The organism is Acidovorax sp. SUPP950, from assembly GCF_030158935.1.
GTDB lineage: Bacteria > Pseudomonadota > Gammaproteobacteria > Burkholderiales > Burkholderiaceae_C > Paracidovorax.
On record NZ_BQXE01000006.1, the window covers coordinates 147958 to 170919 of the forward strand.

24 protein-coding genes are annotated in these 22962 nt (G+C 70.0%); 8 read left to right on the top strand and 16 right to left on the bottom strand.

The window, feature by feature from the left end:
- Positions 1-20: 20 nt before the first annotated feature.
- From AVME950_RS20490 to AVME950_RS20510, 5 genes are all read right to left on the bottom strand, one after another.
- On the bottom strand, positions 21-1091 hold the full coding sequence (locus AVME950_RS20490) for a FecCD family ABC transporter permease (protein ID WP_284431208.1): 1071 nt from the start codon (positions 1089-1091) through the stop codon (positions 21-23).
- Positions 1088-2086 (bottom strand): ABC transporter substrate-binding protein, encoded by a 999-nt coding sequence (locus AVME950_RS20495; protein ID WP_284431209.1) that lies wholly within the window; start codon positions 2084-2086, stop codon positions 1088-1090. The genes AVME950_RS20490 and AVME950_RS20495 overlap by 4 nt, the downstream gene beginning before the upstream one ends.
- Positions 2083-2859 (bottom strand): ABC transporter ATP-binding protein, encoded by a 777-nt coding sequence (locus tag AVME950_RS20500; RefSeq protein WP_284431210.1) that lies wholly within the window; start codon positions 2857-2859, stop codon positions 2083-2085. The genes AVME950_RS20495 and AVME950_RS20500 overlap by 4 nt, the downstream gene beginning before the upstream one ends.
- Position 2860: 1 nt before the next feature.
- Positions 2861-5032, bottom strand: a complete 2172-nt coding sequence (locus tag AVME950_RS20505; protein ID WP_284431211.1) for a TonB-dependent receptor — start codon at positions 5030-5032, stop codon at positions 2861-2863.
- Positions 5033-5440: 408 nt separating this feature from the next.
- On the bottom strand, positions 5441-6169 hold the full coding sequence (locus AVME950_RS20510; RefSeq protein ID WP_284431212.1) for a nitroreductase family protein: 729 nt from the start codon (positions 6167-6169) through the stop codon (positions 5441-5443).
- Positions 6170-6303: 134 nt separating this feature from the next.
- On the opposite strand from AVME950_RS20510, the gene AVME950_RS20515 reads away from it, so the two are divergent.
- Positions 6304-6867, top strand: coding sequence for a TetR/AcrR family transcriptional regulator (locus tag AVME950_RS20515; protein ID WP_284431213.1), 564 nt, complete (start codon positions 6304-6306; stop codon positions 6865-6867).
- 39 nt (positions 6868-6906) lie between these two features.
- On the opposite strand, the gene AVME950_RS20520 is transcribed toward AVME950_RS20515, so the two are convergent.
- The 11 genes from AVME950_RS20520 to AVME950_RS20570 form a co-directional block, all read right to left on the bottom strand.
- Positions 6907-7158: a hypothetical protein gene (locus tag AVME950_RS20520; RefSeq protein WP_284431214.1), complete on the bottom strand. Its 252-nt coding sequence runs from the start codon at positions 7156-7158 to the stop codon at positions 6907-6909.
- A 242-nt stretch (positions 7159-7400) separates the two neighbouring features.
- Entirely contained in the window at positions 7401-7616 is a 216-nt protein-coding gene (locus AVME950_RS20525; protein ID WP_092743710.1) for a TOBE domain-containing protein, read from the bottom strand.
- 79 nt (positions 7617-7695) lie between these two features.
- Positions 7696-8517: an ATP-binding cassette domain-containing protein gene (locus AVME950_RS20530; protein ID WP_284425653.1), complete on the bottom strand. Its 822-nt coding sequence runs from the start codon at positions 8515-8517 to the stop codon at positions 7696-7698.
- A 4-nt stretch (positions 8518-8521) separates the two neighbouring features.
- The gene (locus AVME950_RS20535; protein ID WP_284431215.1) at positions 8522-9499 is read right to left on the bottom strand and encodes an aliphatic sulfonate ABC transporter substrate-binding protein; all 978 of its coding nucleotides are present in this window, start codon (positions 9497-9499) and stop codon (positions 8522-8524) included.
- Between the two features lie 41 nt (positions 9500-9540).
- Positions 9541-10404 (bottom strand): aliphatic sulfonate ABC transporter permease SsuC, encoded by an 864-nt coding sequence (gene ssuC, locus AVME950_RS20540; protein ID WP_272569330.1) that lies wholly within the window; start codon positions 10402-10404, stop codon positions 9541-9543.
- Complete coding sequence (locus AVME950_RS20545) at positions 10401-10775, bottom strand: VOC family protein (RefSeq protein WP_284399990.1); 375 nt, start codon at positions 10773-10775, stop codon at positions 10401-10403. The genes ssuC and AVME950_RS20545 overlap by 4 nt, the downstream gene beginning before the upstream one ends.
- A gap of 15 nt (positions 10776-10790) precedes the next feature.
- Positions 10791-11954, bottom strand: coding sequence for an FMNH2-dependent alkanesulfonate monooxygenase (gene ssuD / locus AVME950_RS20550; protein ID WP_284425656.1), 1164 nt, complete (start codon positions 11952-11954; stop codon positions 10791-10793).
- Between the two features lie 19 nt (positions 11955-11973).
- On the bottom strand, positions 11974-12159 hold the full coding sequence (locus AVME950_RS20555; RefSeq protein ID WP_284431216.1) for a hypothetical protein: 186 nt from the start codon (positions 12157-12159) through the stop codon (positions 11974-11976).
- Positions 12160-12171: 12 nt separating this feature from the next.
- Positions 12172-13134: a sulfonate ABC transporter substrate-binding protein gene (locus AVME950_RS20560; RefSeq protein WP_284414459.1), complete on the bottom strand. Its 963-nt coding sequence runs from the start codon at positions 13132-13134 to the stop codon at positions 12172-12174.
- A gap of 147 nt (positions 13135-13281) precedes the next feature.
- A complete protein-coding gene (gene ssuE / locus AVME950_RS20565) occupies positions 13282-13872 on the bottom strand; it encodes an NADPH-dependent FMN reductase (protein WP_272569325.1) in 591 nt (196 codons plus the stop codon).
- A gap of 48 nt (positions 13873-13920) precedes the next feature.
- Positions 13921-14943 carry a sulfate ABC transporter substrate-binding protein gene (locus tag AVME950_RS20570; protein ID WP_272569324.1) on the bottom strand — a complete coding sequence of 341 codons (1023 nt, stop codon included), beginning with the start codon at positions 14941-14943 and terminating at the stop codon, positions 13921-13923.
- 143 nt (positions 14944-15086) lie between these two features.
- Here AVME950_RS20570 and AVME950_RS20575 point away from each other — a divergent pair, with 143 nt between their 5' ends.
- The 7 genes from AVME950_RS20575 to AVME950_RS20605 all read left to right on the top strand — a co-directional run bounded on the left by AVME950_RS20575 (position 15087) and on the right by AVME950_RS20605 (position 22951).
- Positions 15087-15359: an oxidative damage protection protein gene (locus AVME950_RS20575; protein ID WP_284414462.1), complete on the top strand. Its 273-nt coding sequence runs from the start codon at positions 15087-15089 to the stop codon at positions 15357-15359.
- 28 nt (positions 15360-15387) lie between these two features.
- Positions 15388-17352, top strand: a complete 1965-nt coding sequence (gene mnmC / locus AVME950_RS20580) for a bifunctional tRNA (5-methylaminomethyl-2-thiouridine)(34)-methyltransferase MnmC2/FAD-dependent 5-carboxymethylaminomethyl-2-thiouridine(34) oxidoreductase MnmC1 (RefSeq protein ID WP_284431259.1) — start codon at positions 15388-15390, stop codon at positions 17350-17352.
- Between the two features lie 170 nt (positions 17353-17522).
- Positions 17523-18326, top strand: coding sequence for a sulfite exporter TauE/SafE family protein (locus AVME950_RS20585; RefSeq protein ID WP_284404497.1), 804 nt, complete (start codon positions 17523-17525; stop codon positions 18324-18326).
- A gap of 10 nt (positions 18327-18336) precedes the next feature.
- A complete protein-coding gene (locus tag AVME950_RS20590; protein ID WP_284431217.1) occupies positions 18337-20175 on the top strand; it encodes a nitrite/sulfite reductase in 1839 nt (612 codons plus the stop codon).
- 35 nt (positions 20176-20210) lie between these two features.
- Positions 20211-20591 carry a DUF934 domain-containing protein gene (locus AVME950_RS20595; RefSeq protein ID WP_284431218.1) on the top strand — a complete coding sequence of 127 codons (381 nt, stop codon included), beginning with the start codon at positions 20211-20213 and terminating at the stop codon, positions 20589-20591.
- 48 nt (positions 20592-20639) lie between these two features.
- Positions 20640-21572 (top strand): sulfate adenylyltransferase subunit CysD, encoded by a 933-nt coding sequence (gene cysD / locus AVME950_RS20600; protein WP_272553239.1) that lies wholly within the window; start codon positions 20640-20642, stop codon positions 21570-21572.
- On the top strand, positions 21572-22951 hold the full coding sequence (locus AVME950_RS20605) for a sulfate adenylyltransferase subunit 1 (RefSeq protein ID WP_284431219.1): 1380 nt from the start codon (positions 21572-21574) through the stop codon (positions 22949-22951). Before cysD ends, AVME950_RS20605 begins: the two co-directional genes overlap by 1 nt.
- Positions 22952-22962 lie beyond the last annotated feature (11 nt).

A 22962-nucleotide genomic window follows, 5' to 3' on the forward strand; every position in this document is an offset into this window, starting at 1 on the left:
AAAACATCTGATGATCCATGTCAGTCCGCCACCCGACGCCGCAGCAGCGCCATCACGAACACGGCGCCGATGCCAGCCGTGACGATGCCCACCGGCAATTCCTGCGAGCCCAGCAGCGTGCGTGCCGCCAGATCGCTCGCCAGCAGCAATGCGCCCCCCATCACCCCGGCCAACGGCAGGAACGCGGCATGCAGGGGCCCCGACAGCCGCCGCGCCAGATGCGGCACCATCAGGCCGACGAAGCCGATCACCCCGGCCAGCGCCACGCAGCAGGCCGTCGCCACTGCGGCCACCACGAAGGCCTGCGTGCGCAGCCGCTCGGGCGCGATGCCCAGGCTGTGGGCGGTGTCGTCGCCGGCCAGCAGCGCATCCAGTGCGCGGTGGCGGCGCCAGACGAACACCATGGGCACGGCCAGCCCCAGGCATGCCAGCCACAGGTTGTCCCACCGCGCCAGCCCCAGGCCGCCGAGCGACCAGAAGACCACGGCATGCGCCGCGCGCTGATCGCCCGCAAAGACCAGCCCGTGCGTCAGCGCGCCGAACAGAAACGACACCGCCAACCCGGCCAGCACCGTCTGCGCAGGCCCCTGCCCGCCCGCGCGGCGCACCAGCAGCAGCACGGCGCCCGCCGCCACCACGGCCCCGGCGAAGGTCGCGGCCGGCAAGGTCCAGGCGCCCAGCCATTCGCCGGTCAACGTGATGACGGCCACGGCGCCCGTGGAAGCCCCCGAGGACAGGCCGAACAGGAACGGATCGGCCAGGTCGTTGCGCGTGGTGCTTTGCAGCAGGCCGCCCACCAGGGCCAGCGTGGCGCCCACCAGCAGCGCCAGCACCACGCGCGGCAGGCGCAGGTCGCGCACGATGGCCTGCGCCATGTCACCCGCGGGCGCGCCGAACGCCCCGGCCCAGGGCCCCGCCAGTGCCGCGACCGCCTCGCGCCACGACACGGGCGCGCTGCCCGCGGTGAGCGACGCCATGACCAGCAGCGCCAGGGCCAGCGCGATCCCCCATGGCGCCGCGCGGCGCAGCGCGATCCGCAGAGGCACCGCGCTGCGCCGCGCGGTGCGGGCATTCGCCCCCGGCGGCGTCATGGTGCCTGCCTCAGGGCGCGGGCCAGCTTCTCGATGGCGTCGATGTTGGCGGGCCCGGGCGTCAACTCGGCATAGCGCAGCGTGACGAAGCGGCGCTGGCGCACGGCGTCGGTCAGCCGCATGGCCGGGTGCGCCTGCAGGAGGCGCTGAAGGTGTTCCGGGCCCTGGCCATTCTGGTAGTCCAGCAGGACGATGACCTGCGGGTTGCTCGCTGCGACCGTCTCCCAGGCGCTGGTGCCCCAGCTCATGGGGGCATCGCCCAGCACGTTGCGCCCGCCCGCGGCCTCGATCAGGGCCGTGGGCATGGCGGCGCGGCCCGCGGTGAAGGGCTTGTCCTCGCCCGAGTCGTAGACGAACACGCGTGGCGGCTGCGGCAGCGGCGACCGGGTCGCGGCCCGGACCCGCTCGCGCCACTGCGCGATGAGCCGCTCGGCCTCGGCACGGCGGCCGAAAACGGTGCCCAGGCGCAGCAGGTCGCCGTACAGCAGGTCCATCGTGGCGCGCGGTTTGTCGCCGAGCGTGTGCGCGCAGCTTTCGGTCAGGATCAGCGTCTGGATGCCGTGCGGCGCCAGGGTGGCAGGGGTCACCTCGCCCCCAGGCTGCATGCCGTAGTACCAGCCGGCGAAGAACAGGTCGGGCTTGGCGGCCAGCAGCGTTTCCAGCGTGGGGTACTTGGGGGCCAGCTCCGGAATGGCCCCCAGGCTGCGCAGGAACGCCGCATCGGTCTTGTACCAGCCGGTGATGCCCGTCACGCCCACCATGGACGACTGCAGCCCGAGCGCCATCGCCATCTCCACCATGTTCAGGTCGTGCACGACCATGCGCTGGGGCGGCGCGGCGATGCGCAGCGTGTCGCCGCAGTTGGGCACGGTGACGGGGAAACCCGGCACCGCGCCCGCGCCCTGCGCCAGCGCGGGGCCCGCGCCGCACAGCACGCCGGCCACCGCCAGCGCCAGGGATCGGCCGGCCGCCCACCGCCGCAGCGCGCGCCTCATGCCGCCACCTTGCGCTCGAACGACCACAGCGTGCCGCCATGGCGCGGGTGCCGCGTGTGAACCAGTTCCATGCCGAACACGGCGGCCACGCGGTCGGCGCTCAGCGCCTCATCGGGTGGGCCGTCGGCCACCAGGGCGCCGCGGTCCAGCATCCACACCCGGTCGGCGAACGAAGGCACCAGGCCCAGCTCGTGCAGCGCAGCCACCACGGTGATGCCGAGCCCGCGCACCAGGGCCAGCAGGTCGGCACGCGCCGCGAGGTCGAGGTGGTTGGTGGGCTCATCCAGCAGCAGCAGCGCGGGCTGCTGCGCCAGGGCGCGGGCCAGGTGCACGCGCTGGCGCTCGCCGCCCGACAGGGTGGACAACGCCCGGTGCACCAGGGAGTCGACCGCGCAGGTGTGCAGGGCCTCGTCCACCGCCCGCGCGTGCTCCGCGCGGCCGGCATGGTGCTGGTGGGGCAGCCGCCCGAGGGCGACGTAATCGTGCACGCGGAACGCGAGGTCGGCGGTTTCGGTCTGCCCCAGCACGGCGATGTGCCGCGCACGCTCGGGCGCCGGCCAGGCGGCCAGGTCGTGCCCGAGCACGCTCACCCGGCCCTCGGTGGGCACGGCCCGCGCGCCCAGCAGCCTCAAAAGCGTGCTCTTGCCCGCGCCGTTGGGGCCGACCAGGGCCACGCATTCGCCGCGGGCCGCGCAGGCGTTCACGCCGTGCAGCAGCGGGCGCCCCTGCGGGGTGCGAAAGCCCAGGCCCTCGGCCCGCAGCAGCGCGTGCATGTCACAGCGTCCAGCGCAGGGCCAGCTCGAAGCTGCGCGGGGCGCCCAGCAGGATCTGGTCCGGGTAGAACGGATCGGCCCAGGCCGCGTACACGCGGTTGGTCAGGTTGCGCCCGCGCAGGGTCAGCTGCACGCCGCGGGCCACGTCCACGGCCACGGCAGCGTCGAGCGCGGTGTAGGCCGCCAGCCGCACGGTGTTCGCATCGCTGTGGAACCGCTCGCCCACATGCCGCAGCGAGGCCGACACCTGCACCGGCACACCGGCCACGAAGCGGTAGCCCACGCCGGCATTGGCCACCACGCGCGGGGCGTTGGGCGGCGTGTTGCCCGAGAGCGAGCCGCCACCGGCCAGCGCGTAGTCCTGGTAGCGCGCGCGGTTCAGCGCCAGGTTGGACCACAGGCTCCAGTGCGCATCGGGCCGCAGCGCCACCGAGGCCTCGGCGCCCCGCGACTGCAGGGCCCCTGCCACGGCCAGCGACTGCCCGCCCTGCGCGGCATAGACGTTGCGGCGCTCGGTGTCGTACACCGCGAAGGTCCATTCGCCGCGGTCCTGCCAGAACGACTGCTTGATCCCGGCCTCCACATTGCGCGTGCGGGTCAGGTCCAGCGGCTGCGTGCCGCGCAGCAGGAACAGGTTGTTGGCCGCCACGTCGGCGCCCGTGGCGTACTGGCCATACACGGTGGTACCGGCAGCTGGAGCCCAGGTCAGGCCGACGCGCCCCGTGGTCGGGTGCCAGTCCTTGTCGAACGGAAAACCGGCGCGCGGCGCACCGGCGGCATCGGTGGAGGTGCGCGACAGCTCGATGGATTCGTGCCGCAGTCCGCCGAGCAGCGTCCAGCCCGGCGCAACCGAGAACCGGTCTTCCAGCGCGAGCACCGTGTTGCGCACGCCGCTCGTCTGCCATTGCCGGGTGAGCGGGCCGTAGGTGCCGCGATCGGGGTTCACCAGGCTCACGCTGTCACCCGGAAAATTGGCCGCGCCGGGGCGGGTCAGGTCGAGGTCGCTGTATTCGAGCGCCGCCACCCAGCGGTTGTCGCGGCCGGCGATCTGGCCGTCCCACTGCAGCTCGGTCTTCTGGCCCACCGAGGTCTGGTCCTGGGCCACGTAGAAGCGCTCACGGTCCACCAGGCCGGTGCCGGCGTTGAACGCGGCGATCTCGTTGTTGAACCAGGTGCGCGTGGCTGTGTACCGGTAGATCTGTGTGCGCAGCGTGAAGGCGCTGTCGATGCGCCAGTCCATGCCGGTGCGCAGCCAGGTTTCGCGCGCGTCGTTGCGGTTGTCCAGCACGTTGTAATTGGTGCGCAGCGTGCGCCGGTCGATCGCGACCGGGCCGAGCACGCTGCCGTTGAAGCCCGACGTGTAGGTGCCGGACACCACGCCGCCCTCGGGCTCGATGCCGGGCGCGGCGGCGGAAACCAGCGGCGTTCCCCAATAGCTGCTGCCCCGGTCGCGCTTGACCTCGGCCGCCACGAAGAACTTGAGGCCGGGGCGCACATGCCAGTCCAGCCCGCCCGACAGGTGGCGGTTGTGCTGATGGGTGCCTTGCACGGGGCCGTCGCTGTCCGAGCCGCTCAGGTCGATGCGGTAATCCAGGTCCTTCCAGGCGGTGGTGCCGCCGGAGCCCATGCGGACGCGGCGCTCGCCGAACGAGCCGGCCGCCGTCTCGACCTCGGTCTGGACCGGGCCGCGGTGCGGCGCGCGGGTGACGAAATTCACCGCCCCGCCCGAGGCGCCCTCGCCCGACATCAGGGAGGCCGCGCCTTTCAGGAATTCGATGCGCTCCAGGTTGGCGGTGTCCATGACGCGCGAGGTCATGTTGGGCGGACCGATCTTGATGCCGTTGTAGAGCGTGTTGATCTGGCTGTTGGCAAAGCCGCGCATCGAAAACGCACTGGGCTCGGCCGGAAAGTCCCCGGCGGTTACGCCCGCGGCGGCCTGGGCCGCTTCGGTGACGGTGCGCAGCCCGCGTTCGCCCAGCACCTGGCGCGAGACCACGTCGATGGACGCCGGCGTTTCGCGCACCGACAGGCCCAGGCGGGACGCGCCCTCGGCCGGCTGGTCCAGCGCGCCCGGCGTGGCTTGCTCCTTCACGACCACCGTGGGCAGCGCGGCGGTGCTGCCGCCCTCCTGGGCCATGGCGCCGGGCGCGGACAGCGCCAGCAAAGGGGTCAACCAGAGGGAAGCTGTCGGGCAAAGCGGTCGCATGATGGGATGGAAAAAGACAGGGAGCGGCTCTTTGAGAGCCAGGCCGGCGTGGACGGTGGAAAAGGCAGGCCCCGATGCGCGCGAGCCGTGCGGATGCCAAGGCCGCCGGCGGCCGGCGGCCGGGGCAGAGCGCCACGGCGGGATCACAGGGAAAGGTGCCGCAGTTTAAAAGGGGATGAGGATGGTCGAAGGTGAATTTATTTACTACTGCAACTGAGTTGCAACAGCAGATTCTAGACCCAATAACGCAACACGGATGCGTTATTGGAAATTTCGATAGACCATACTGACGAGCATCCCGAAGGCGGGCGGACCGGCTCCTGGCACGGCACGGAGCATGCCGGCCGCGTGGCGTCACCCTGCCCACCCTGCCGGTCAATGGGCGAAGACCGACTCTTCCAAAGGCAGGCGCCAGCGATCCTCGACGCGGGCGTCATCGGCGCGGTAGCCCAGCGCCACAACGAGGGGGATGACCGTGCCGCGCGGCAGTCCCAGCAGCTTGGCAGCCGCGGACGCGGAGAAGCCTTCCATGGGGCACGAATCGATGCCCTTCGCCGCCGCGGCCAGCAGCAGGGTCTGGGCCGCAAAGATCGCATTGCGGGCGGCCCACTGGCGCCCGCCGATGTGCCCCACGGGCAGCAGCGACAGCGTGGGGCGCGCCCAGGCGGCCAGCAGCAGCCATGGCGACCACAGCACCGACGAGCCCGTACCCAGGATCCGCTGGAACATGCCGATCTGCTTGCGGTGGTAGGCCTTCGATTCCGGCCCCAGCACGGTCGATCGTTCGACATGGTCGAGCTGCGCCTGGGCGGTGCGCCGCCCGATGGCGGGACTGGCGGCAAAGACGACGAAATCCGCGGCCGATGCCGCCGCCTTCTGCCCGTTGCAGGCCTGCGCGAGGCGGGCTTTCACGGCCGGGGTGCGAACCCAGTGCAGCTCGTACGGCTGCATGTTTCCGCTGGACGGGGCGAAAGTGGCCTCGCGCAGCAGGGCCCGGACATCCGCTTCCGGAATCGGTGTCGGCCGGAATCGGCGGATCGCCCGGCGAAAGCGGTTGGCGGCTTGGAAGGCATCCCAGGGATGCAGCAGGTCTTGTGTTTTCATGCTTTAAATCGTAAGTTAAAGCTTTTATTTCCGAAACTCGCGTTCCCATGCCGTCCCCGCGCAAAAGCAAAACCGCTGCCACGCCCCGCAAAATTCCGGTCCAGGCGCGCTCGCGCGCCACCGTGGATGCCATCATGCAAGCCGCGACTTACATTTTGACCAAGGTGGGCTGGGCAGGATTCACCACGAATGCCATCGCCGAGCGCGCGGGCGTGAACATCGGCTCGCTCTACCAGTTCTTTCCGAACAAGGAGGCAGTGATCGCGGAACTGCAGCGGCGGCATGCCGTCGAGACGCGCTCTGACCTGCGCAAGGCGCTGCAGGTCCTGCCGGAGCAGCCCTCCCTGCGAAAGGCGCTGACGGTGGTCGTCGAGATGATCGTGGAGGAGCACCGCGCCGCGCCCGCCGTGCACAAAGCCATCTACGACGAACTGCCACGCACGGTGCGCGGCCTGGAAGAAGACAAGCACCAGCTGCGCGGGGAATTCCTGGAGGTGATCCGGCCTCTCATGCAGAACGTGCCGGACCCGGACCTGGCGACCTACCTGGTGGGCGTGGCCGCGCATGCGGTCGTGCACACCGTGACCGCGGAGCGGCCCAAGTTGCTCGGCGACCCCCGCTTCGCCCCGGAACTGGTCACCTTGCTGGAGAACTACCTGTGCCGCACCGCGCCTTCGCAGCGGGACGAAGGCGCCTGAGGCAGCCGCTTCGCTTGGCCGCGCCGGGCGTGCTGCGCCCTACCAGCGCCGGCCCAGCGGCAGATACCGCAGGACGCTGGCCAGGCCCTGGCGCCCGCTGGCGGCCCGCATCAGCAGCGCACTGCCCAGCGCAGAGCCGACGGTGCGCCGCAAGGGCGAGGGGCTGCGGCGCGAGGCCAGCAGCAGCGCGGCGCCCGCGCCCAGCACCAGCCAGTGCTCGCCCTGGAAGCCGGGGCGCCGGTCGTCGTACCGCTGGAGCCGCTTGAATGATTCGATGGGAGAAGGATTCATGGGAGTGCCTCGTTGGAACAGGCCTCGACGCTACCGAGGCGCCGCGCCCAACGGTGTCGGAAAGCGCCCGCACGGATGAAGGCGGACACGCCGGGCGCCGTGCCGCAGCGCGCGCCCCAGCAGGATCGCCCCACCATGAAAAAGGCGGCCCGCAAGCCGCCTTTGAAAACAAATGCTACTTTTTTTATAGCGCAACGCCCTAGTGAATCATGCGCCAGGGGTGTTTTTGGCCCCGATGCCCTTCACAGCTTGGCTATCGACACCTCGGTGGATTTGACCAACGCCACGACGTCGGAGCCCACGACCAGGCTCAGTTCATCGACCGAGCGCGTCGTGATGACGGAGGTGACGATGCCCCAGGGCGTCTCGACATCGACCTCGGACACGACGTCGCCGCGGACGATCTCGCGCACTTTGCCCTTGAATTGATTGCGCACGTTGATGGCTTGGATGGACATGGTTTTCTCCTTGAAAAGTCCGGGAACGGAAAACGGTGGGATCGAAAATCAGGGGAACGGAACGATGGAAAGCGTCGTTTCAGACCGCCCAGCGCAGCCCGTGCGCGGGAATGCCGGGCCAGGCCGGATCGGCCGGCGGGTCGGCGTCGGGCTTTTGCAGCACGCGGTCGAGGATGCGTTTTTCGATGGCGGCGAAGGCGGCATCGCCCTGCGAGCGAGGGCGGGCCAGGTCGATGCGCTCGTCCAGCGCGATGCGGCCGTCCTCGATCAGCACCACGCGGTCGGCTAGGGCCACGGCCTCCTGCACGTCGTGGGTGACGAGCAGCGCCGTGAAGCGATGGCGCTGCCACAGCCCCTCGATGAGGCGGTGCATCTCGATGCGGGTGAGCGCATCCAGCGCGCCCAGCGGCTCATCGAGCAGCAGCAGGCGCGGCTGATGCACCAGGGCGCGCGCCAGGGCCACGCGCTGGCGCTGCCCGCCCGACAGCCGGGCCGGCCATTCGCCCTCGCGGTCGGCCAGGCCCACCTGCGCCAGCACCTCGCGGCCCCGCGCCTGCGCGGCCTTGGGCAGGCCGATCGTCACGTTGTCGAGCACCCGGCGCCAGGGCAGCAGCCGGGCTTCCTGGAACATGATGCGCGTGTCGCCGTGCAGGCCGGCCACGGCTTGGCCGTCGGTGGTGAGCGTGCCGCTGCTGGCGGCCTCCAGCCCGGCCACCAGCCGCAGCAAGGTGCTCTTGCCGCAGCCGCTGCGGCCCACGATGGCGATGAATTCGCCGGGTTCGATTTCCAGCTGCGCGTTGCGCAGCACCTCGCGCTGGCCGTAGCGCTTGGACAGGCCGCGCGCCTGCAGGCGCACGCCGCCGGCGGGGGATGCAGAAGAGGAAGGTCGGGCGTCAGGCATGGGATCAGGCTCCGGGCTTGAACAGGGGAACGGCCAGGGCATCCACCCGGCGCGGGATCAGCTTCTCGGCAAAGAAGGCGTCGGCGATGCGCTGCTGCTCGGCCAGTCCTTCGGGCACCACGGGCCGCACGGAATAGCTGCGGCGGCCGTTGGCCTGCTCGATGACGGACGCATCCAGGCCCCACACGGGGGCCAGCAGCGCGGCGGCCTCCCTGGGGTAGGCCTTGGTCCAGCGGCCGGCCTTTTCCAGTTCGGCATACAGGGTGCGCAGCACGTCGGGCCGCGCCTGGGCGAACCGGGTGCTGGCCAGGTAGTAGCGCTGGTACGACGCCAGGCCCGTGCCGTCGGCCAGCACCCGGGCGCCAGACTGCTGCCGCGCGGCCGCGAGGAACGGGTCCCACACCACCCAGGCATCGATGGCGCCGCGCTCGAAGGCGGCTCGGCCGTCGGCGGGCGTGAGGTAGGCCGGCTCGATGTCCTTGAACGACAGGCCGGCTTTCTCCAGCGCGGCGATCAGCAGGTAGTGCGCACCCGCCGCCTTGGCGAAGCCGACCTTCTTGCCCTTGAGCTCGGCCACGGTCTTGAGCGGCGAGTCCGCCCGCACCAGGATGGCCTGGGCCGTGGGCGACGGTGCCTCCTGTGCCACGAAGGTCACGCGGGCCCCGGCGGCCTGGGCGAACACCGGCACGGTGTCGGCCACGTCGGCGCTGAAGTCCAGGTTGTCGAGGTTGAGCGCCTCCAGCAGCGGCAGGCCGCTCGTGAACTCGTGCCACACGGGCTGCACACCCAGCGGCGCGAGCTGCTTTTCCAGCGTGCCCTGCACTTTCAGCAGCGCGGTCAGCGTGGACGACTTCTGGTAGCCGATGCGCACCACGGACGGCGCAGCGCCTTGTGCGGCGGCCAGCCCGGTGCCGCCCAGCGTGGCCGTGGCAGCCAGCGCCGCCAGCACCGTGCGGCGATTGGGGGAATGGGAAAAGGTCATGGGCGGTTTCTTTCTTTCGGTCGAGCGCACGGCGGACGGGTTCAGGACTTGGCCTGGTAGCCGGGGTGCCAGCGCAGCCACCAGTGCTCCAGCCCGCGGGCGAACACATCGGCCAGCTTGCCGAGCAGCGCATACAGCAGGATGCCCACCAGCACGATGTCGGTCTGCAGGAACTCGCGGGCGTTCATGGTCAGGTAGCCGATGCCGGCCTGGGCCGAAATCGTCTCGGCCACGATCAGGATCACCCACATCAGCCCCAGCGAAAAGCGCAGGCCCACCAGGATGGACGACAGTGCGCCGGGCAGGATGATTTCGCGGTACAGCTGCCAGCGCGACAGGCCGTAGGTTCGGCCCATCTCGATCAGGCCCGGGTCCACGTTGCGGATGCCGTGGAAGGTGTTCAGGTAGATCGGAAAGAACACCGACACGCTGATGAGGAACAGCTTGGCCGACTCGTCGATGCCAAACCACAGGATCACCAGCGGAATGAGCGCCAGCGCCGGGATGTTGCGCACCATCTGGATGGTGGAGTCGAGCAGCGTCTCGGCCAGCCGCAGCGAGCCGGTGAGCAGCCCCAGCACCAGCCCCAGGCCGCCGCCGATCGCCAGGCCCGCCAGGGCACGGCTGGCGCTCACCTTCACATGGGTCCACAGCTCGCCCGATTCGGTGAGCGTCCACGCGGCCTTGACCACGTCCAGCGGCGCCGGCAGCACGCGGGTGGACAGCCACCCCAGGGCGGACGCCACCTGCCACAGCGCGATCAGCGCGACCGGCACCAGCCAGGGCAGCAGGCGGCGCCACACGGCGGCCACCAGCTGCACCAGCGGCGCGGGCAAGGCGCCCGCCGGGCCTTCGGGCGACTCGGGCAGGGGCGAGACCTGCAGCTCTCGTACCGTATCGGTCATGCGTCGTACCTCGGTTCGTTGTCGGGTTCGAGGAACTCCAGCTGGTTGCCCGCCGGGTCCTTCACATAAAAGCGCAGGTAGCCGGGCAGCGCCCGGTTCTCCACCAGCGGCAGCTCGGCCTGCAGCAGCCGCCCGCGCAGCTCGGGCAGGTTCTCCACCTCGAACGCCAGGTGGGACACGGCAGGCGCCGGCTGCCAGCGTTCGGTGGGCACCAGCTCGATGCGCTGCGCCCCCGCGGCAAAGCGCAGGGTGCTGCCGATGGGGTGGATCAATTCCGGCAGCCCCAGCAGCGTGCTGTAGAAGTTGCGGATCTGGCCCTCGGCGCCCGCCGGAAAGGCCAGTTGCACATGGTTGATGGAATGGATCGCCATGGTCTGCCCCGCCGCTCAGCTTTGCGACGCGCGCGGCGCGTACTGGTTGCCCACGACCTCGCCGAATGGCCCGCCGGGCGCGCCGCCCGCGAGCTTTTCCTGCAACGCCAGCGGCAGCAGCGGAAACACCAGCTCGGCAAAGCGGTACGCCTCTTCGAGGTGCGGGTAGCCCGACATGACGAAGGTGTCGATCCCCAAGGCGGCGTACTCCTTGATGCGGTCAGCCACGGTCTGCGGATCGCCCACCAGGGCCGTGCCCGCGCCGCCGCGCACCAAGCCCACGCCGGCCCACAGGTTGGGGCTGATCTCCAGGTCGGCCCGGGAGCGCCTGGCCCCGCCCGAATGCAGCGCGGCCATGCGGCGCTGCCCCTCGGAGTCCATGCGCGCGAACACGGCCTGGGCCTGCACCACGGTTTCGTCCTTCACGCGGCTGATGAGGCTCTCGGCCGCGGCCCAGGCCTCGGCATCGGTCTCGCGCACGATCACGTGCAGGCGGATGCCGAACTTCACCGTGCGGCCCAGCCGCGCGGCCTTCTCGCGCACATCAGCCACTTTCTTGGCCACTTCGGCGGGTGGCTCGCCCCAGGTCAGGTAGGCCTCCACCTGTTCGGCGGCCAAGTCGTGCGCGGCGGCCGAGGAGCCGCCGAAGTACACCGGCGGATACGGCTTTTGCAGCGGCGGGAACAGCAGCTTGGCGCCCTTGACCGAGAGGTGCTTGCCCTCGTAATCGAAGGTGCCGCCGTCGTGGCTGCGCGTGAGGATCTCGCGCCAGATGCGGATGAACTCGGCCGACTGCTCGTAGCGCGCCGCATGGTCGAGGAACACGCCGTCGCCTTCCAGCTCGACCTGGTCGCCGCCCGTCACCAGGTTGATCAGCAGCCGCCCGCCCGAGAGCCGGTCGAACGTGGCCGCCATGCGCGCGGCCAGGCTGGGCTGGTGCAGGCCCGGCCGCACGGCCACCAGGAACTTGAGGCGGCGCGTCACCGCCACCAGGCTGGACGCCACCACCCACGGGTCTTCGCACGAGCGCCCGGTGGGAATGAGCACGCCTTCGTAGCCCAGGCTGTCGGCCGCGACGGCCACCTGCTTCACGTAGTCGTGGCTGAGCTGGCGCGCGCCTTCGGTGGTGCCCAGATAGCGGCTGTCGCCATGGGTGGGAATGAACCAGAACACTTGCATGCGATGACCTCGTCGTCGTTCAGTAGGAAATTGCGAAAAATGGCGCCCGCGCCACGGCCCGGCGCCGGCGCGCAGCCCGGGGTGCCGGGGCGAGCGCCAGCACGCGGGCGCTTTCGCGCGGCTCCGACAGGCCCCAGGCCTGGGCGGTCACGCCCAGCACCCGGCGCACGCGCACCTGCAAAGGGGTTGGGAAAGGTGCGGACATGGGGGCACCCTTTCAGAGCAGGTCCACCGGAGCGGCGTCCTGCAGGTTGAGCTTGCGGGGGATGAGCTTCAGGTCGAAGAAGGTGTCGGCGATCACCTGCTGCTCGGCCAGGATGTCGCGCGACACCAGCGAGGTGCCGTAGCCCGCCCGGCCCACGAACAGCTCGGTGACGGCGCGGTCCAGCCCCAGCACGGTGGACAGCTCCGCCGCGGCCTCGGCCTTGTGCGCGGCAATCCACTTGTCGATGGCGTCCACCTCCTGGATGGCGACGCGCAGCACGTCGGCGTTCCTGGCGGAATAGTCGCGCGAGGAAAAGTAGTAGGCGCGGTTGTTCGCCACGCCCGTGGCATCGGCCAGCACGCGGGCCTGCAGCGTCTTTTGCGCCGACGCGAGGAACGGGTCCCAGATCACCCAGGCGTCCACGGCGCCTTTCTCGAAGGCCGCCCGCGCATCGGGCGGCGCGAGGAAGACCGGCTGCACGTCGCGGTAGTGCAGGCCGTGCTTTTCCAGCACCTTGACCAGCAGGTAGTGCACGTTCGAGCCCTTGTTGAGCGCGACGCGCAGGCCCTTCAGTTCGGCCACGCTCTGGATCGCCGAGCCCTTGGGCACGACAACGGCCTCCAGCTGCGGGCGCGGCACCGTGGCCCCCACGTACACCAGCGGCGCACCAGCGGCCTGGGCGAAGATGGGGGGCGCTTCGCCCACGTCGCCGAAGTCGATCGAGCCGACGTTCAGCGCCTCCAGTTGCACCGGGCCGGCATTGAACTCGGTCCAGGTCACCTTCACGCCCAGCGGCGCCAGGCGCTTTTCCAGCGTGCCACGGGCCTTGAGCAGCGACAGCCAGCCCTTTTGGTGGCCCACGCGCAGGACGCGGTCGCCCTTCTGGGCCAAAGCGGGCGGCAGGCCGGCGGCCAGCACGGTGCCGAGGCCGGAAGCCACCATCCGGCGGCGCAGGGAAGAGAAATTCGAAGTCATGCGATCGGTCTTTCTGGCGAGGTCCACCGGGTGCGGGCGGCAATGCAGCGGCCTGCCCGCGGCGAGCGGGTTCTCAAAAAATGGGGAAGGCTTGGGGAGGAGCGGACGGCGGGGGCCAGAACACAGGCCGGCGCCGCCCGGGGCGCGTCAGACGCTACATCGCACCTGGGAGAAATGCACCGGCGCGAACCGCGTGGCCTGGGCCGGTGCGGGGCGCAGGGTTTCGGTGATGAGCACGTTCACGGCGTCGTCCAGCCGGGAGGACACGTCGTGCCCCACCTCGTAGGCGCCCTCGGGCGTGAGCGTGACCTGGGCATCGGTGGCGTAGATGCCCGGCAGGATGTGCTTGGCACCCAGCGACTGCAGCACCGGCCGCAGCGCGTAGTCCAGCGCCAGCATGTGGTGGGCGCTGCCGCCGGTGGCCAGCGGCAGCACGGTCTTGCCCTTGAGCGCCGTCTGCGGCAGCAGGTCGAGAAAGACCTTGAGCACGCCGCTGTAGGCAGCTTTGTAGACGGGTGTCGCCACCACCAGCACGCTGGCCTCGGCCACGCTGTCCACCGCGTGGGCGATGGAGCGGTGGCCCGTGTCCGCCAGCAGCAGCGCCTGGGGCGACAGGTCGCGGATGTGCAGGCGCTGCACCAGCGCACCGCGCACCGACAGGCGCTGCGACACGGTATCCAGCAGGGCGGCGGAGCGGGAACGCTCCGAGGGGCTGCCGGCGATCAGGAGGACGGACATGGAATGGGGCTTTCTAGCGCGGGCGGATTGGCAAGAGCGCCGTCGTCTTCACTTCTTGGTGTAGATCTGGTCGAAGCTGCCGCCATCGGCGAAGTGCGCCTTGTCGGCCTTCGCCCAGCCGCCGAAGGCCTGGTCGATGGTCACCAGCGTGAGCTTGGGGAACTGCTTGTCGTACTTGGCCTTGGCCTTGTCGCCCGTGGGGCGGTAGAAGTTCTTGCCGGCGATGTCCTGGCCTTCGTCGGAGTACAGGTACTTGAGGTATTCCTCGGCGACGGCGCGGGTGCCCTTCTTGTCCACGTTCTTGTCCACCACCGCCACGCTGGGCTCGGCCAGGATGGACAGCGACGGCACGACGATCTCGAACTTCTCGGGGCCGAACTCCTTCAGCGCCAGGAAGGCTTCGTTCTCCCAGGCCAGCAGCACGTCGCCCACACCGCGCTGCACGAAGGTGATGGTGGAGCCACGGGCGCCGGTGTCCAGCACGGGCACGTTGCTGTACAGCTTGGCGACGAAGTCCTTGGCCTGCGCATCGCCGCCGTACTTGCGCTTGGCGAATTCCCAGGCGGCCAGGTAGTTCCAGCGGGCGCCGCCGGAGGTCTTGGGGTTGGGGGTGATGACCTGCACGCCGGGCTTGGCCAGGTCGTCCCAGTCCTTCAGGCCCTTGGGGTTGCCCTTCTTCACCAGGAACACGATGGTCGAGGTGTAGGGGGCCGAATTGTGCGGCAGGCGTTTTTGCCAGTCGGCCTTGACGAGGCCGCCGTGCGTGACGAGCGCATCGATGTCGCCGCCCAGTGCCAGCGTGGCCACGTCGGCATCGATGCCGTCGATGATCGAGCGCGCCTGCTTGCCGGAGCCGCCGTGCGACTGTTTGATCGCCAGATCCTGGCCGCTCTTGGCCTTCCAGTGCTTGGCGAACGCCTGGTTGTATTCGACGTACAGCTCCCGGGTGGGGTCGTAGGACACGTTCAGGAACTGCACCGGCTGGGCCAGCGACGGCAAAGCCGTCAGGGCCATACCGGCCAGCAGGGCGGCGGCGAGGGGAAACTTGATAAAGTCGCGGCGAACGTTCATGAGAGGCTTTCTTTTGTGGAATGCGGTCCGGTGCAAATCACCGATGCAACGCATTCTGAAAGTCGCTCTTCAAAACTGGAACTACTGAAATTTCAGTTTTAAATACCCAAAACATCTAAACCACCTTTCCAGGACCCTTCCCCATGGCACGTACCGTTCAATGCATCAAACTCGGCAAGGAAGCCGAAGGCCTCGACTTTCCCCCCTACCCCGGTGACTTGGGTAAGCGCATCTGGGAGGGTGTCAGCAAGGAAGCCTGGGCCGCTTGGCTCAAGCACCAGACGATGCTGGTGAATGAAAACCGCCTGAACTTGGCCGACGCCCGCGCCCGCCAGTACCTGGCCCGGCAGATGGAGCAGCACTTCTTCGGCGAAGGCGCCGACGCCGCCCAGGGCTACGTGCCGCCCAGCGCCTGAACCGCCGGGAATGAACCCGGCTCGGTTCCTGCCGGAGCCCATCGACTGGCTGGCGGACGGCACCCCTTACAGCCCGCGGTTCGGCGACCGTTACCACAGTGAAAACGGCGGCCTGGACCAGGCGCGCCGCGTGTTCCTGCACGGCTGCGGCCTGCCCCAGGCCTGGGCCGGCCAAGCGCACTGGCGCATCCTGGAGACCGGCTTCGGCCTGGGGTTGAACTTCCTCGTGACCTGGGCGGCCTGGCGCAGCGACCCCGATCGCCCTGCCCTGCTGCACTTCGCCTCGTGCGAGGCCCACCCCGTGGCCGCGGCCGACCTGCTGCGCGCCACCAGCGCCCACCCCGACCTCGCGCTCCTGGCGCAGCAGCTGCACGACCAGTTCTGGGGGCTGCTGCCGGGCGTGCACCGCCTGTCGTTCGAGCAGGGCCGCGTGCTGCTCACGCTCTATGTGGGCGATGCCCAGGCCATGCTGCGCCAGCAGATGCCGACGGCCGATTCGGTCTACCTGGACGGCTTCAGCCCGCAGCGCAACCCCGATCTCTGGAACGAACACACCCTGAAGGCCGTGGCGCGCTGCTGCCGGCGGGGCACGCGGCTGGCGACCTGGACCATCGCGCGGGCGGTGCGCGACACGCTCGCGCAGTGCGGCTTCACCGTGGCCAAGGTGCCCGGCGTGCCCCCGAAGCGCGACAACCTGCAGGCCACGTTCGATCCGGCCTGGGAACCCCGGGCGGCGCGCAACGCCCCGCCGCCGCTGGAAGTGGCGGCGGCGTCCGAATGCCTGGTGATCGGCGCGGGACTGGCCGGCGCCTCGGTGGCCGCGAGCCTGGCGCGTCGCGGGTGGAAGGTGCGGGTGCTGGACCGCGCCGAGGCGCCCGCGCGCGGCGCCTCCGGCCTGCCCGCCGGCCTGTTCGCCCCCCATGTGTCGCCCGACGACAGCGTGCTGTCGCGCCTGTCACGCAGCGGGGTGCGCACCACGCTGCAGGCGCTGTCGGCCCTGCCGGTGGGCGAAGCCTGGAGCCCCTGCGGCGTGCTGGAGCACCGCGTGGACGGCAGCCCGGGGGTGCCGCCGACCTGGGCCGGCGGGAACGGCGGCGAATGGAGCCGCCCCGCCGACGCCGACGCGCTGCGGCAGGCCGGGCTGCCGCCCGGCACCACGGCCTGCTGGCACGCCCGCGCCGGCTGGGTGCGCCCGGCGCGGCTGGTGCAGTCCCTGCTGGACCACCCGGCCATCGCATGGCACGGCGGCGCACAGGTTGCGCGGTTGCGCCGCGTGCCGGCCGGCGAGGACGGAAAGAGCGACGGCAAGAGCGACGACACTGGGCCGGCGGGCTGGCAAGCCATCGGTGCGCAGGGCCAGGTGCTGGCCGAGGCCCCCTACGCCTTCGTGGCGGCCGGGCCCGACAGCATGCCGCTGCTGGACCACCGCTGGACCCTGCAGCCGCTGCGCGGCCAGGTGTCGTGGGCCGAAGAAGGCGAAGGCACCGCAGGCTGGCCGCCCTTTCCGGTCAATGGCAACGGCAGCCTCGTGCCCCACATTCCCGGGCCGGAGGGCGCGAACGGCGCCCGGCGCTGGTATGCCGGCTCCACCTTCGAACGCCACGCCACCGAGCTTCCGCCCAGCAGCGCCGACGAGACGGCCGCACACGCCACCAACTGGAAAAAGCTGCGCACCTTGCTGCCGGCCGTGGCCGACCAGTTGGCGCCCGCCTTCGGCCAGCCCCAAGCGGCCCCAACGGACCGAGTGCCCGGCAAGGAAATCCCCCCCGTTTCGGTCTGGGCCGGCCTGCGCTGCGCCTCGCCCGACCGCCTGCCGATCGCCGGCCCGGTGGACCCGCACGCCCTGCCCGGGCTGTGGGTGTGCACGGCGATGGGCGCGCGCGGAATCACGCTGGCGCCGCTGTGCGGCGAACTGGTCGCCGCCCGGCTGCATGGCGAACCCTTGCCGCTGGACGCCCGCCTGGCCCAAGCGCTGGGCACGGAACGGCTGTGAACCTGGACTGACCCGCGGGCCGGGCAGAAACGGCGCCCAACCCCTTATCGCCGTTTTCCGCCGTCCGCCCCCTGCCAACCCGCGCCAGCCTTGAGGAATATGCTTATCCGCATAACGGCCTCACAAAACAATCGTTTGTTTCCATAAAGACTCCCACTACATTCGCCCGCATGCATGATTTGGCATTCGTTTTCGCGGGCTTCGCGGTGGGCTTGATCGTCGGCCTCACCGGGGTGGGCGGCGGCTCGCTGATGACGCCGATCCTGATCTTCTTCTTCGGCGTGAAGCCGCACCTGGCCATCGGCACCGACCTGCTGTTCGCCGCCTTCACCAAGATGGGCGGCACCGTCAGCCTGGCACGCCAGCGGCTCGTGCCCTGGAAGGTGGTGGGCCTGCTGTGCGCCGGCAGCGTGCCGGCGGCGCTGCTGTCGCTGTGGGCCCTCCAGGTGATGGGTCCGAGCAGCAGCACCGCCCAGCGCATCATGACGACCACGCTGGGCGTGGCCCTGCTGCTGACCGCCGCGGCCATGCTGTACAAGGCCTTCGTGTTTTCTCCCGCTCGACAGGCGGCCGACCGGGCGGCGCGTGCCGACGCGGGCACAGACGCCGCACGGCCGCGCCACTGGAGCCTGCCGGTGCTGCTGGGCGCCGTGATCGGCACGCTGGTCACCTTTACCTCCGTGGGCGCGGGCGCCATCGGCGTGACGGTGCTGCTGATGGTGTTTCCCCTGCTGCCGTTGCCGCGCATCATCGCGGCCGACATTGCCTATGCCGTGCCGCTGACCCTGGTGGCCGGCCTGGGGCATGCGTCGCTCGGCTCCGTGGACTGGCCGCTTCTGGTCCAATTGCTGGCGGGATCGCTGCCAGGCATCTGGCTGGGCTCGCGCCTCGTATCCCGCGCGCCGGAGCGGTTGATCCGCTCGGCCCTTTCCGTGCTGCTCGCCTGGGCGGGCGCCAAACTGGTTTTGATCTGAGTGACCCACGATGTACCAATACACAGACTTCGACCGCGAATTCATCCGCCTGCGCGCTGAGCAGTACCGCGACCAACTCGAACGCTTTCAGGCCGGCAAGCTTTCGGGCGACGAATTCAAGCCCCTGCGCCTGCAAAACGGCTGGTACGTGCAGCGCTACGCGCCCATGCTGCGCGTGGCCGTGCCCTACGGCGAGCTGTCCAGCACCCAGCTGCGCGTGCTGGCCAAGGTGGCCCGCGAGTACGACCAGCCCGATGCCGCCCTGCTGGCCGAGGCCCAGGCCACGCAGGAAAAGCTGGGCGACATCCCCCTGCACGACGGCCGGCGCATCGGCACGCAGATGAAGTACGGCTACGGCCACTTCACCACGCGCACCAACGTGCAGTACAACTGGATTCCGCTGGACAAGAGCGCCGATGTGATGGACCTGCTGGCCTCCGTGCAACTGCACGGCATCCAGACCAGCGGCAACTGCATCCGCAACATCACCAGCGACGCGCTGGCCGGCATCGCCGCCGACGAGATCGCCGACCCGCGCCCGTTCTGCGAAATCCTGCGCCAGTGGAGCACGCTGCACCCCGAGTTCGCCTTCCTGCCGCGCAAGTTCAAGATCTCGCTCAACGGCGCACTGGAAGACCGCGCCGCCCTCGGCTGGTACGACGTGGGCCTGCAGCTGCACAAGAACGATGCCGGCGAACTGGGCTTTCGCGTGCGCGCCGGTGGCGGCATGGGCCGCACCCCCGTCATCAGCCCGGTGCTGCGCGAGTTCCTGCCCTGGAACCAGCTCATGAACTACCTGGAAGCCGTGATCCGCGTCTACAACCGCTATGGCCGCCGAGACAACGCCTGGAAGGCGCGCATCAAGATCCTCGTCAAGTCCGAAGGACAGACCTACATCGACCAGGTCGAGGAGGAGTTCCGGCAGATCGTCGAGATCGAAGGCGGCCCGCACACCATCACCCAGGCCGAGCTGGACCGCGTGACCGCCTCGTTCCGCGAACCCGAGCTGGACCTGCGCCCGGCCGACGCCGAAGCCGAGACCGTGGCCCTGCTGCGCACCGCCGCCGAGAACGACCAGGACTTCGGCCGCTGGCTCACGCGCAACGTGATGCCGCACCGCCATCCGCAGCTGCGCGCCGTGGTGCTGTCGTTCAAGCGCCTGGGCTACGCGCCCGGCGACGCTACCGCCGAGCAGATGGAAGCCGCCGCCGACCTGGCCGACCGCTTCTCGGGCGGCGAGGCCCGCGTGACGCACGAACAGAACCTGCTGCTGCCCTGGGTGCGACGCGACCAGTTGCCCGAGCTGTACAAGGCCGCCAAGGCGCTGGGCCTGGCCAAGCCCAACATCGGCCTGCTGACCGACATGATCGCCTGCCCCGGCGGCGACTTCTGCTCGCTGGCCAATGCCCGCTCGCTGCCCATCGCCGAAGCCATCACCGAGCGCTACCAGGACCTGGACGAGCTGTGGGACCTGGGCGAGATCGACCTGCACATCAGCGGCTGCATCAACAGCTGCGGCCACCACCACAGCGGCCACATCGGCATCCTGGGCGTCGACAAGGACGGCAAGGAGTGGTACCAGATCACGCTGGGCGGCGCCGACGGAACGAACCTGTCGGGTCCGGCCATTCCCGGCAAGATCATCGGCCCGTCGTTCAGCGCCAGCGAAGTGCCCGGCGTGATCGAGGCGCTGCTGGCCACCTACCGCACCGAGCGCCTGCCCGTGGTGGACGCCGCCCACGGCCCCCGGCACGAGAACTTCATCGACACCGTGCGCCGCGTGGGCATCGAGCCGTTCAAGGCCGCCGCCAACGCCGCGCGCCACCCTGCCGAAGTCCTTTCCGACTGACATCCGCCGACGTCCTCCAGCCCCACCGAATCACTATGAAAATAATAGCTGCCAGCGCACACAGCACCAGCGCGGAAGGCCAAAAAGTCCTTGAACTGGCCAACGACGACGACCCGCTCGCGCAAGACCTTGCAGGCATCGAGCGCATCGACCTGCACTTTCCGAAATTCACCGACGGCCGGGCATTCAGCCAGGCCCGCCTGCTGCGCCAGCGCCTGAAGTTCGCGGGCGAGATCCGCGCCACGGGCGACGTGCTCATCGACCAGCTGGTGCAGATGGCCCGCTGCGGCTTCGACGTGGCCGTGCTGCGCGAGGGCGTGGACATGGCCGACGCGCAGCGCCAGCTGGACCGCTTCCACGCCTTCTACCAGGGCGACGTGACGCACCCGCTGCCGCATTTCCGCGACGCCGCCTGACGCGACGCCCCCGCCCCGCACAACGACGCCCCCAACGAGATCCCCCGCATGAATGCCCGCACCGAATCCCATGTGCTGAGCCACCTCAGCAACCGCCACCTGGACGCGCTGGAAGAAGAAACCATCTTCATCCTGCGCGAAGTGGCCGCCGCCTTCGAGCGCCCCGCCCTGCTGTTTTCGGGCGGTAAGGATTCGCTGGTGATGCTCCGGTGCGCCGAGAAGGCTTTTGGCGTGGGGCGCATCCCGTACCCGCTGCTGATGATCGACACCGGCCACAACTTCCCCGAGGTGACGGATTTCCGCGACTTCCGGGCGAAGGAACTGGGGGCCGAGCTCATCGTGCGCAGCGTGGAAGACTCCATGGCGCGCGGCACCGTGCGCCTCGCGCATCCGGGCGAGAGCCGCAACGTGCACCAGTCGGTCACGCTGCTGGAGGCCATCGAGGAATTCCGCTTCGACGCGCTGATCGGCGGCGCCCGCCGTGATGAGGAAAAGGCCCGCGCCAAGGAGCGCATCTTCTCGCACCGCGACAGCTTCGGCCAATGGCAACCCAAGGCCCAGCGACCCGAGCTGTGGACGCTGTTCAACACACGGCTGGCGCCGGGCGAGCACTTTCGCGTGTTCCCCATCAGCAACTGGACCGAACTCGACGTGTGGCAGTACATCGACCGCGAGCAGATCGCGTTGCCCTCGCTCTACTACACCCACAAGCGCCAGGTGGTGGAGCGCAAGGGCCTGCTCGTGCCCGTGACCGACCTCACGCCGCCGCGCGACGGCGAAACGGTGGAGACGCGCGACGTGCGCTTTCGCACCGTGGGCGACATCACCTGCACCTGCCCGGTGGAGAGCCCGGCCGCCACGGCCGCCGACATCGTGATCGAGACCCTGGCGGCCGATGTGAGCGAGCGCGGCGCCACGCGCATGGACGACAAGACCTCCGACGCTTCGATGGAAAAGCGCAAGAAAGACGGGTACTTCTGATGACCACCACTACCAATTCGATAGCAGAGCAGGCAATCAATCCGCCGGCATCGGGCCAAAACGATGCCATCTCTGCACTGAAGTTCATCACCTGCGGCTCGGTCGACGACGGCAAGAGCACCCTCATCGGCCGCCTGCTGGTGGACAGCAAGGCCGTGCTGCAGGACCACCTGGCCGGCGTGCAGCGCCAGGGCGAGACCGACCTGGCCCTGCTGACCGACGGCCTGTCGGCCGAACGCGAGCAGGGCATCACCATCGACGTGGCCTACCGCTACTTCGCCACCGAAGAGCGCAAGTTCATCATCGGCGATGCGCCGGGCCACGAGCAGTACACGCGCAACATGGTCACCGCCGCCAGCAGCGCCGACGCGGCCGTGGTGCTGGTCGATGCCACCAAGCTCGACTGGAAGAACCCCGGCCTCGAACTGCTGGTGCAGACGCGCCGCCACTCCCTGCTCGTGCACCTGCTGCGCGTGCATTCGCTGGTGTTCGCGGTGAACAAGCTCGATGCGGTGGAAGACCCGGCGCTCGCCTTCCGCCACATTCGCGATGCGCTGGGCGCGTTCGCGCAGGCCGCCGGCATCGCCGCGCATGCGACGGTGCCCGTGTCCGCCCTCAAGGGCTGGAACGTGGTGGATGCTCACCCCGGCTGGTGCGGCTACGAAGGCCCGAGCCTGCTGCAGATCCTGGAGCGCCTGCCCAACACGCCCACCGACGTCGCGCTGCCGCTGGCCTTCCCGGTGCAGTGGGTCGAGAAATTCTCGTCCTCCGCCGACACCTCCCAGGGGCGCCGCGTGTTCTGGGGCCGCGTGGCGGCAGGCGCCGTGGCGCCGGGCACGGCCGTGCAGGTGTTCCCGAGCGGCCTGCAGGCCACCGTGGCCCAGGTCCTGGACCATGCGCGCCGCCCCGTGGGCGTGCCGGCCGGCCAGAGCGCGGGCATCGTGCTCGACCGCGAGGTGGACGTGTCGCGCGGCGACTGGATCCTTACCGCACCGCAGGCCGCCGCCGTGGCCGCCGACGATTTCGACACCCCGGCATCGACGCCGTCGTGGCCCGGCCGGCGCGAACTGCGCGCCACCGTGGCCTGGATGGACGACGAGCCCCTGGTCGCCGGCCGCGTGTACTGGGCGCTGCACGGCCACCGCTGGGTCAAGGCCAAGGTGCAGCGCGTGGTGCACAAGCTCAACATCCACACGCTGGCCGAAGAAGACGCCGCCCAGCTCGACCCCAATGCCATCGGCCACGTGGACCTGCTGCTGCAGGAGCCCCTGCCCGCCGCGCCGTTCACCCAGGCGCGCGTGCTGGGCTCGCTGATCCTGGTGGATACCGCCAGCCACAAGACCGCTGGCGCGGTGCTCGTGAACGCCCCGGCGGCCTGACCCGAGGCGCC

Coding starts and splice junctions, on each gene's coding strand:
- AVME950_RS20490 (WP_284431208.1), bottom strand. CDS start 1,091: ATGACGCCGCCGGGGGCGAATGCCCGCACCGCGCGGCGCAGCGCGGTG.
- AVME950_RS20495 (WP_284431209.1), bottom strand. CDS start 2,086: ATGAGGCGCGCGCTGCGGCGGTGGGCGGCCGGCCGATCCCTGGCGCTG.
- AVME950_RS20500 (WP_284431210.1), bottom strand. CDS start 2,859: ATGCACGCGCTGCTGCGGGCCGAGGGCCTGGGCTTTCGCACCCCGCAG.
- AVME950_RS20510 (WP_284431212.1), bottom strand. CDS start 6,169: ATGAAAACACAAGACCTGCTGCATCCCTGGGATGCCTTCCAAGCCGCC.
- AVME950_RS20515 (WP_284431213.1), top strand. CDS start 6,304: ATGCAAGCCGCGACTTACATTTTGACCAAGGTGGGCTGGGCAGGATTC.
- AVME950_RS20520 (WP_284431214.1), bottom strand. CDS start 7,158: ATGAATCCTTCTCCCATCGAATCATTCAAGCGGCTCCAGCGGTACGAC.
- AVME950_RS20525 (WP_092743710.1), bottom strand. CDS start 7,616: ATGTCCATCCAAGCCATCAACGTGCGCAATCAATTCAAGGGCAAAGTG.
- AVME950_RS20530 (WP_284425653.1), bottom strand. CDS start 8,517: ATGCCTGACGCCCGACCTTCCTCTTCTGCATCCCCCGCCGGCGGCGTG.
- AVME950_RS20535 (WP_284431215.1), bottom strand. CDS start 9,499: ATGACCTTTTCCCATTCCCCCAATCGCCGCACGGTGCTGGCGGCGCTG.
- ssuC (WP_272569330.1), bottom strand. CDS start 10,404: ATGACCGATACGGTACGAGAGCTGCAGGTCTCGCCCCTGCCCGAGTCG.
- AVME950_RS20545 (WP_284399990.1), bottom strand. CDS start 10,775: ATGGCGATCCATTCCATCAACCATGTGCAACTGGCCTTTCCGGCGGGC.
- ssuD (WP_284425656.1), bottom strand. CDS start 11,954: ATGCAAGTGTTCTGGTTCATTCCCACCCATGGCGACAGCCGCTATCTG.
- AVME950_RS20555 (WP_284431216.1), bottom strand. CDS start 12,159: ATGTCCGCACCTTTCCCAACCCCTTTGCAGGTGCGCGTGCGCCGGGTG.
- AVME950_RS20560 (WP_284414459.1), bottom strand. CDS start 13,134: ATGACTTCGAATTTCTCTTCCCTGCGCCGCCGGATGGTGGCTTCCGGC.
- ssuE (WP_272569325.1), bottom strand. CDS start 13,872: ATGTCCGTCCTCCTGATCGCCGGCAGCCCCTCGGAGCGTTCCCGCTCC.
- AVME950_RS20570 (WP_272569324.1), bottom strand. CDS start 14,943: ATGAACGTTCGCCGCGACTTTATCAAGTTTCCCCTCGCCGCCGCCCTG.
- AVME950_RS20575 (WP_284414462.1), top strand. CDS start 15,087: ATGGCACGTACCGTTCAATGCATCAAACTCGGCAAGGAAGCCGAAGGC.
- AVME950_RS20585 (WP_284404497.1), top strand. CDS start 17,523: ATGCATGATTTGGCATTCGTTTTCGCGGGCTTCGCGGTGGGCTTGATC.
- AVME950_RS20590 (WP_284431217.1), top strand. CDS start 18,337: ATGTACCAATACACAGACTTCGACCGCGAATTCATCCGCCTGCGCGCT.
- AVME950_RS20595 (WP_284431218.1), top strand. CDS start 20,211: ATGAAAATAATAGCTGCCAGCGCACACAGCACCAGCGCGGAAGGCCAA.
- cysD (WP_272553239.1), top strand. CDS start 20,640: ATGAATGCCCGCACCGAATCCCATGTGCTGAGCCACCTCAGCAACCGC.
- AVME950_RS20605 (WP_284431219.1), top strand. CDS start 21,572: ATGACCACCACTACCAATTCGATAGCAGAGCAGGCAATCAATCCGCCG.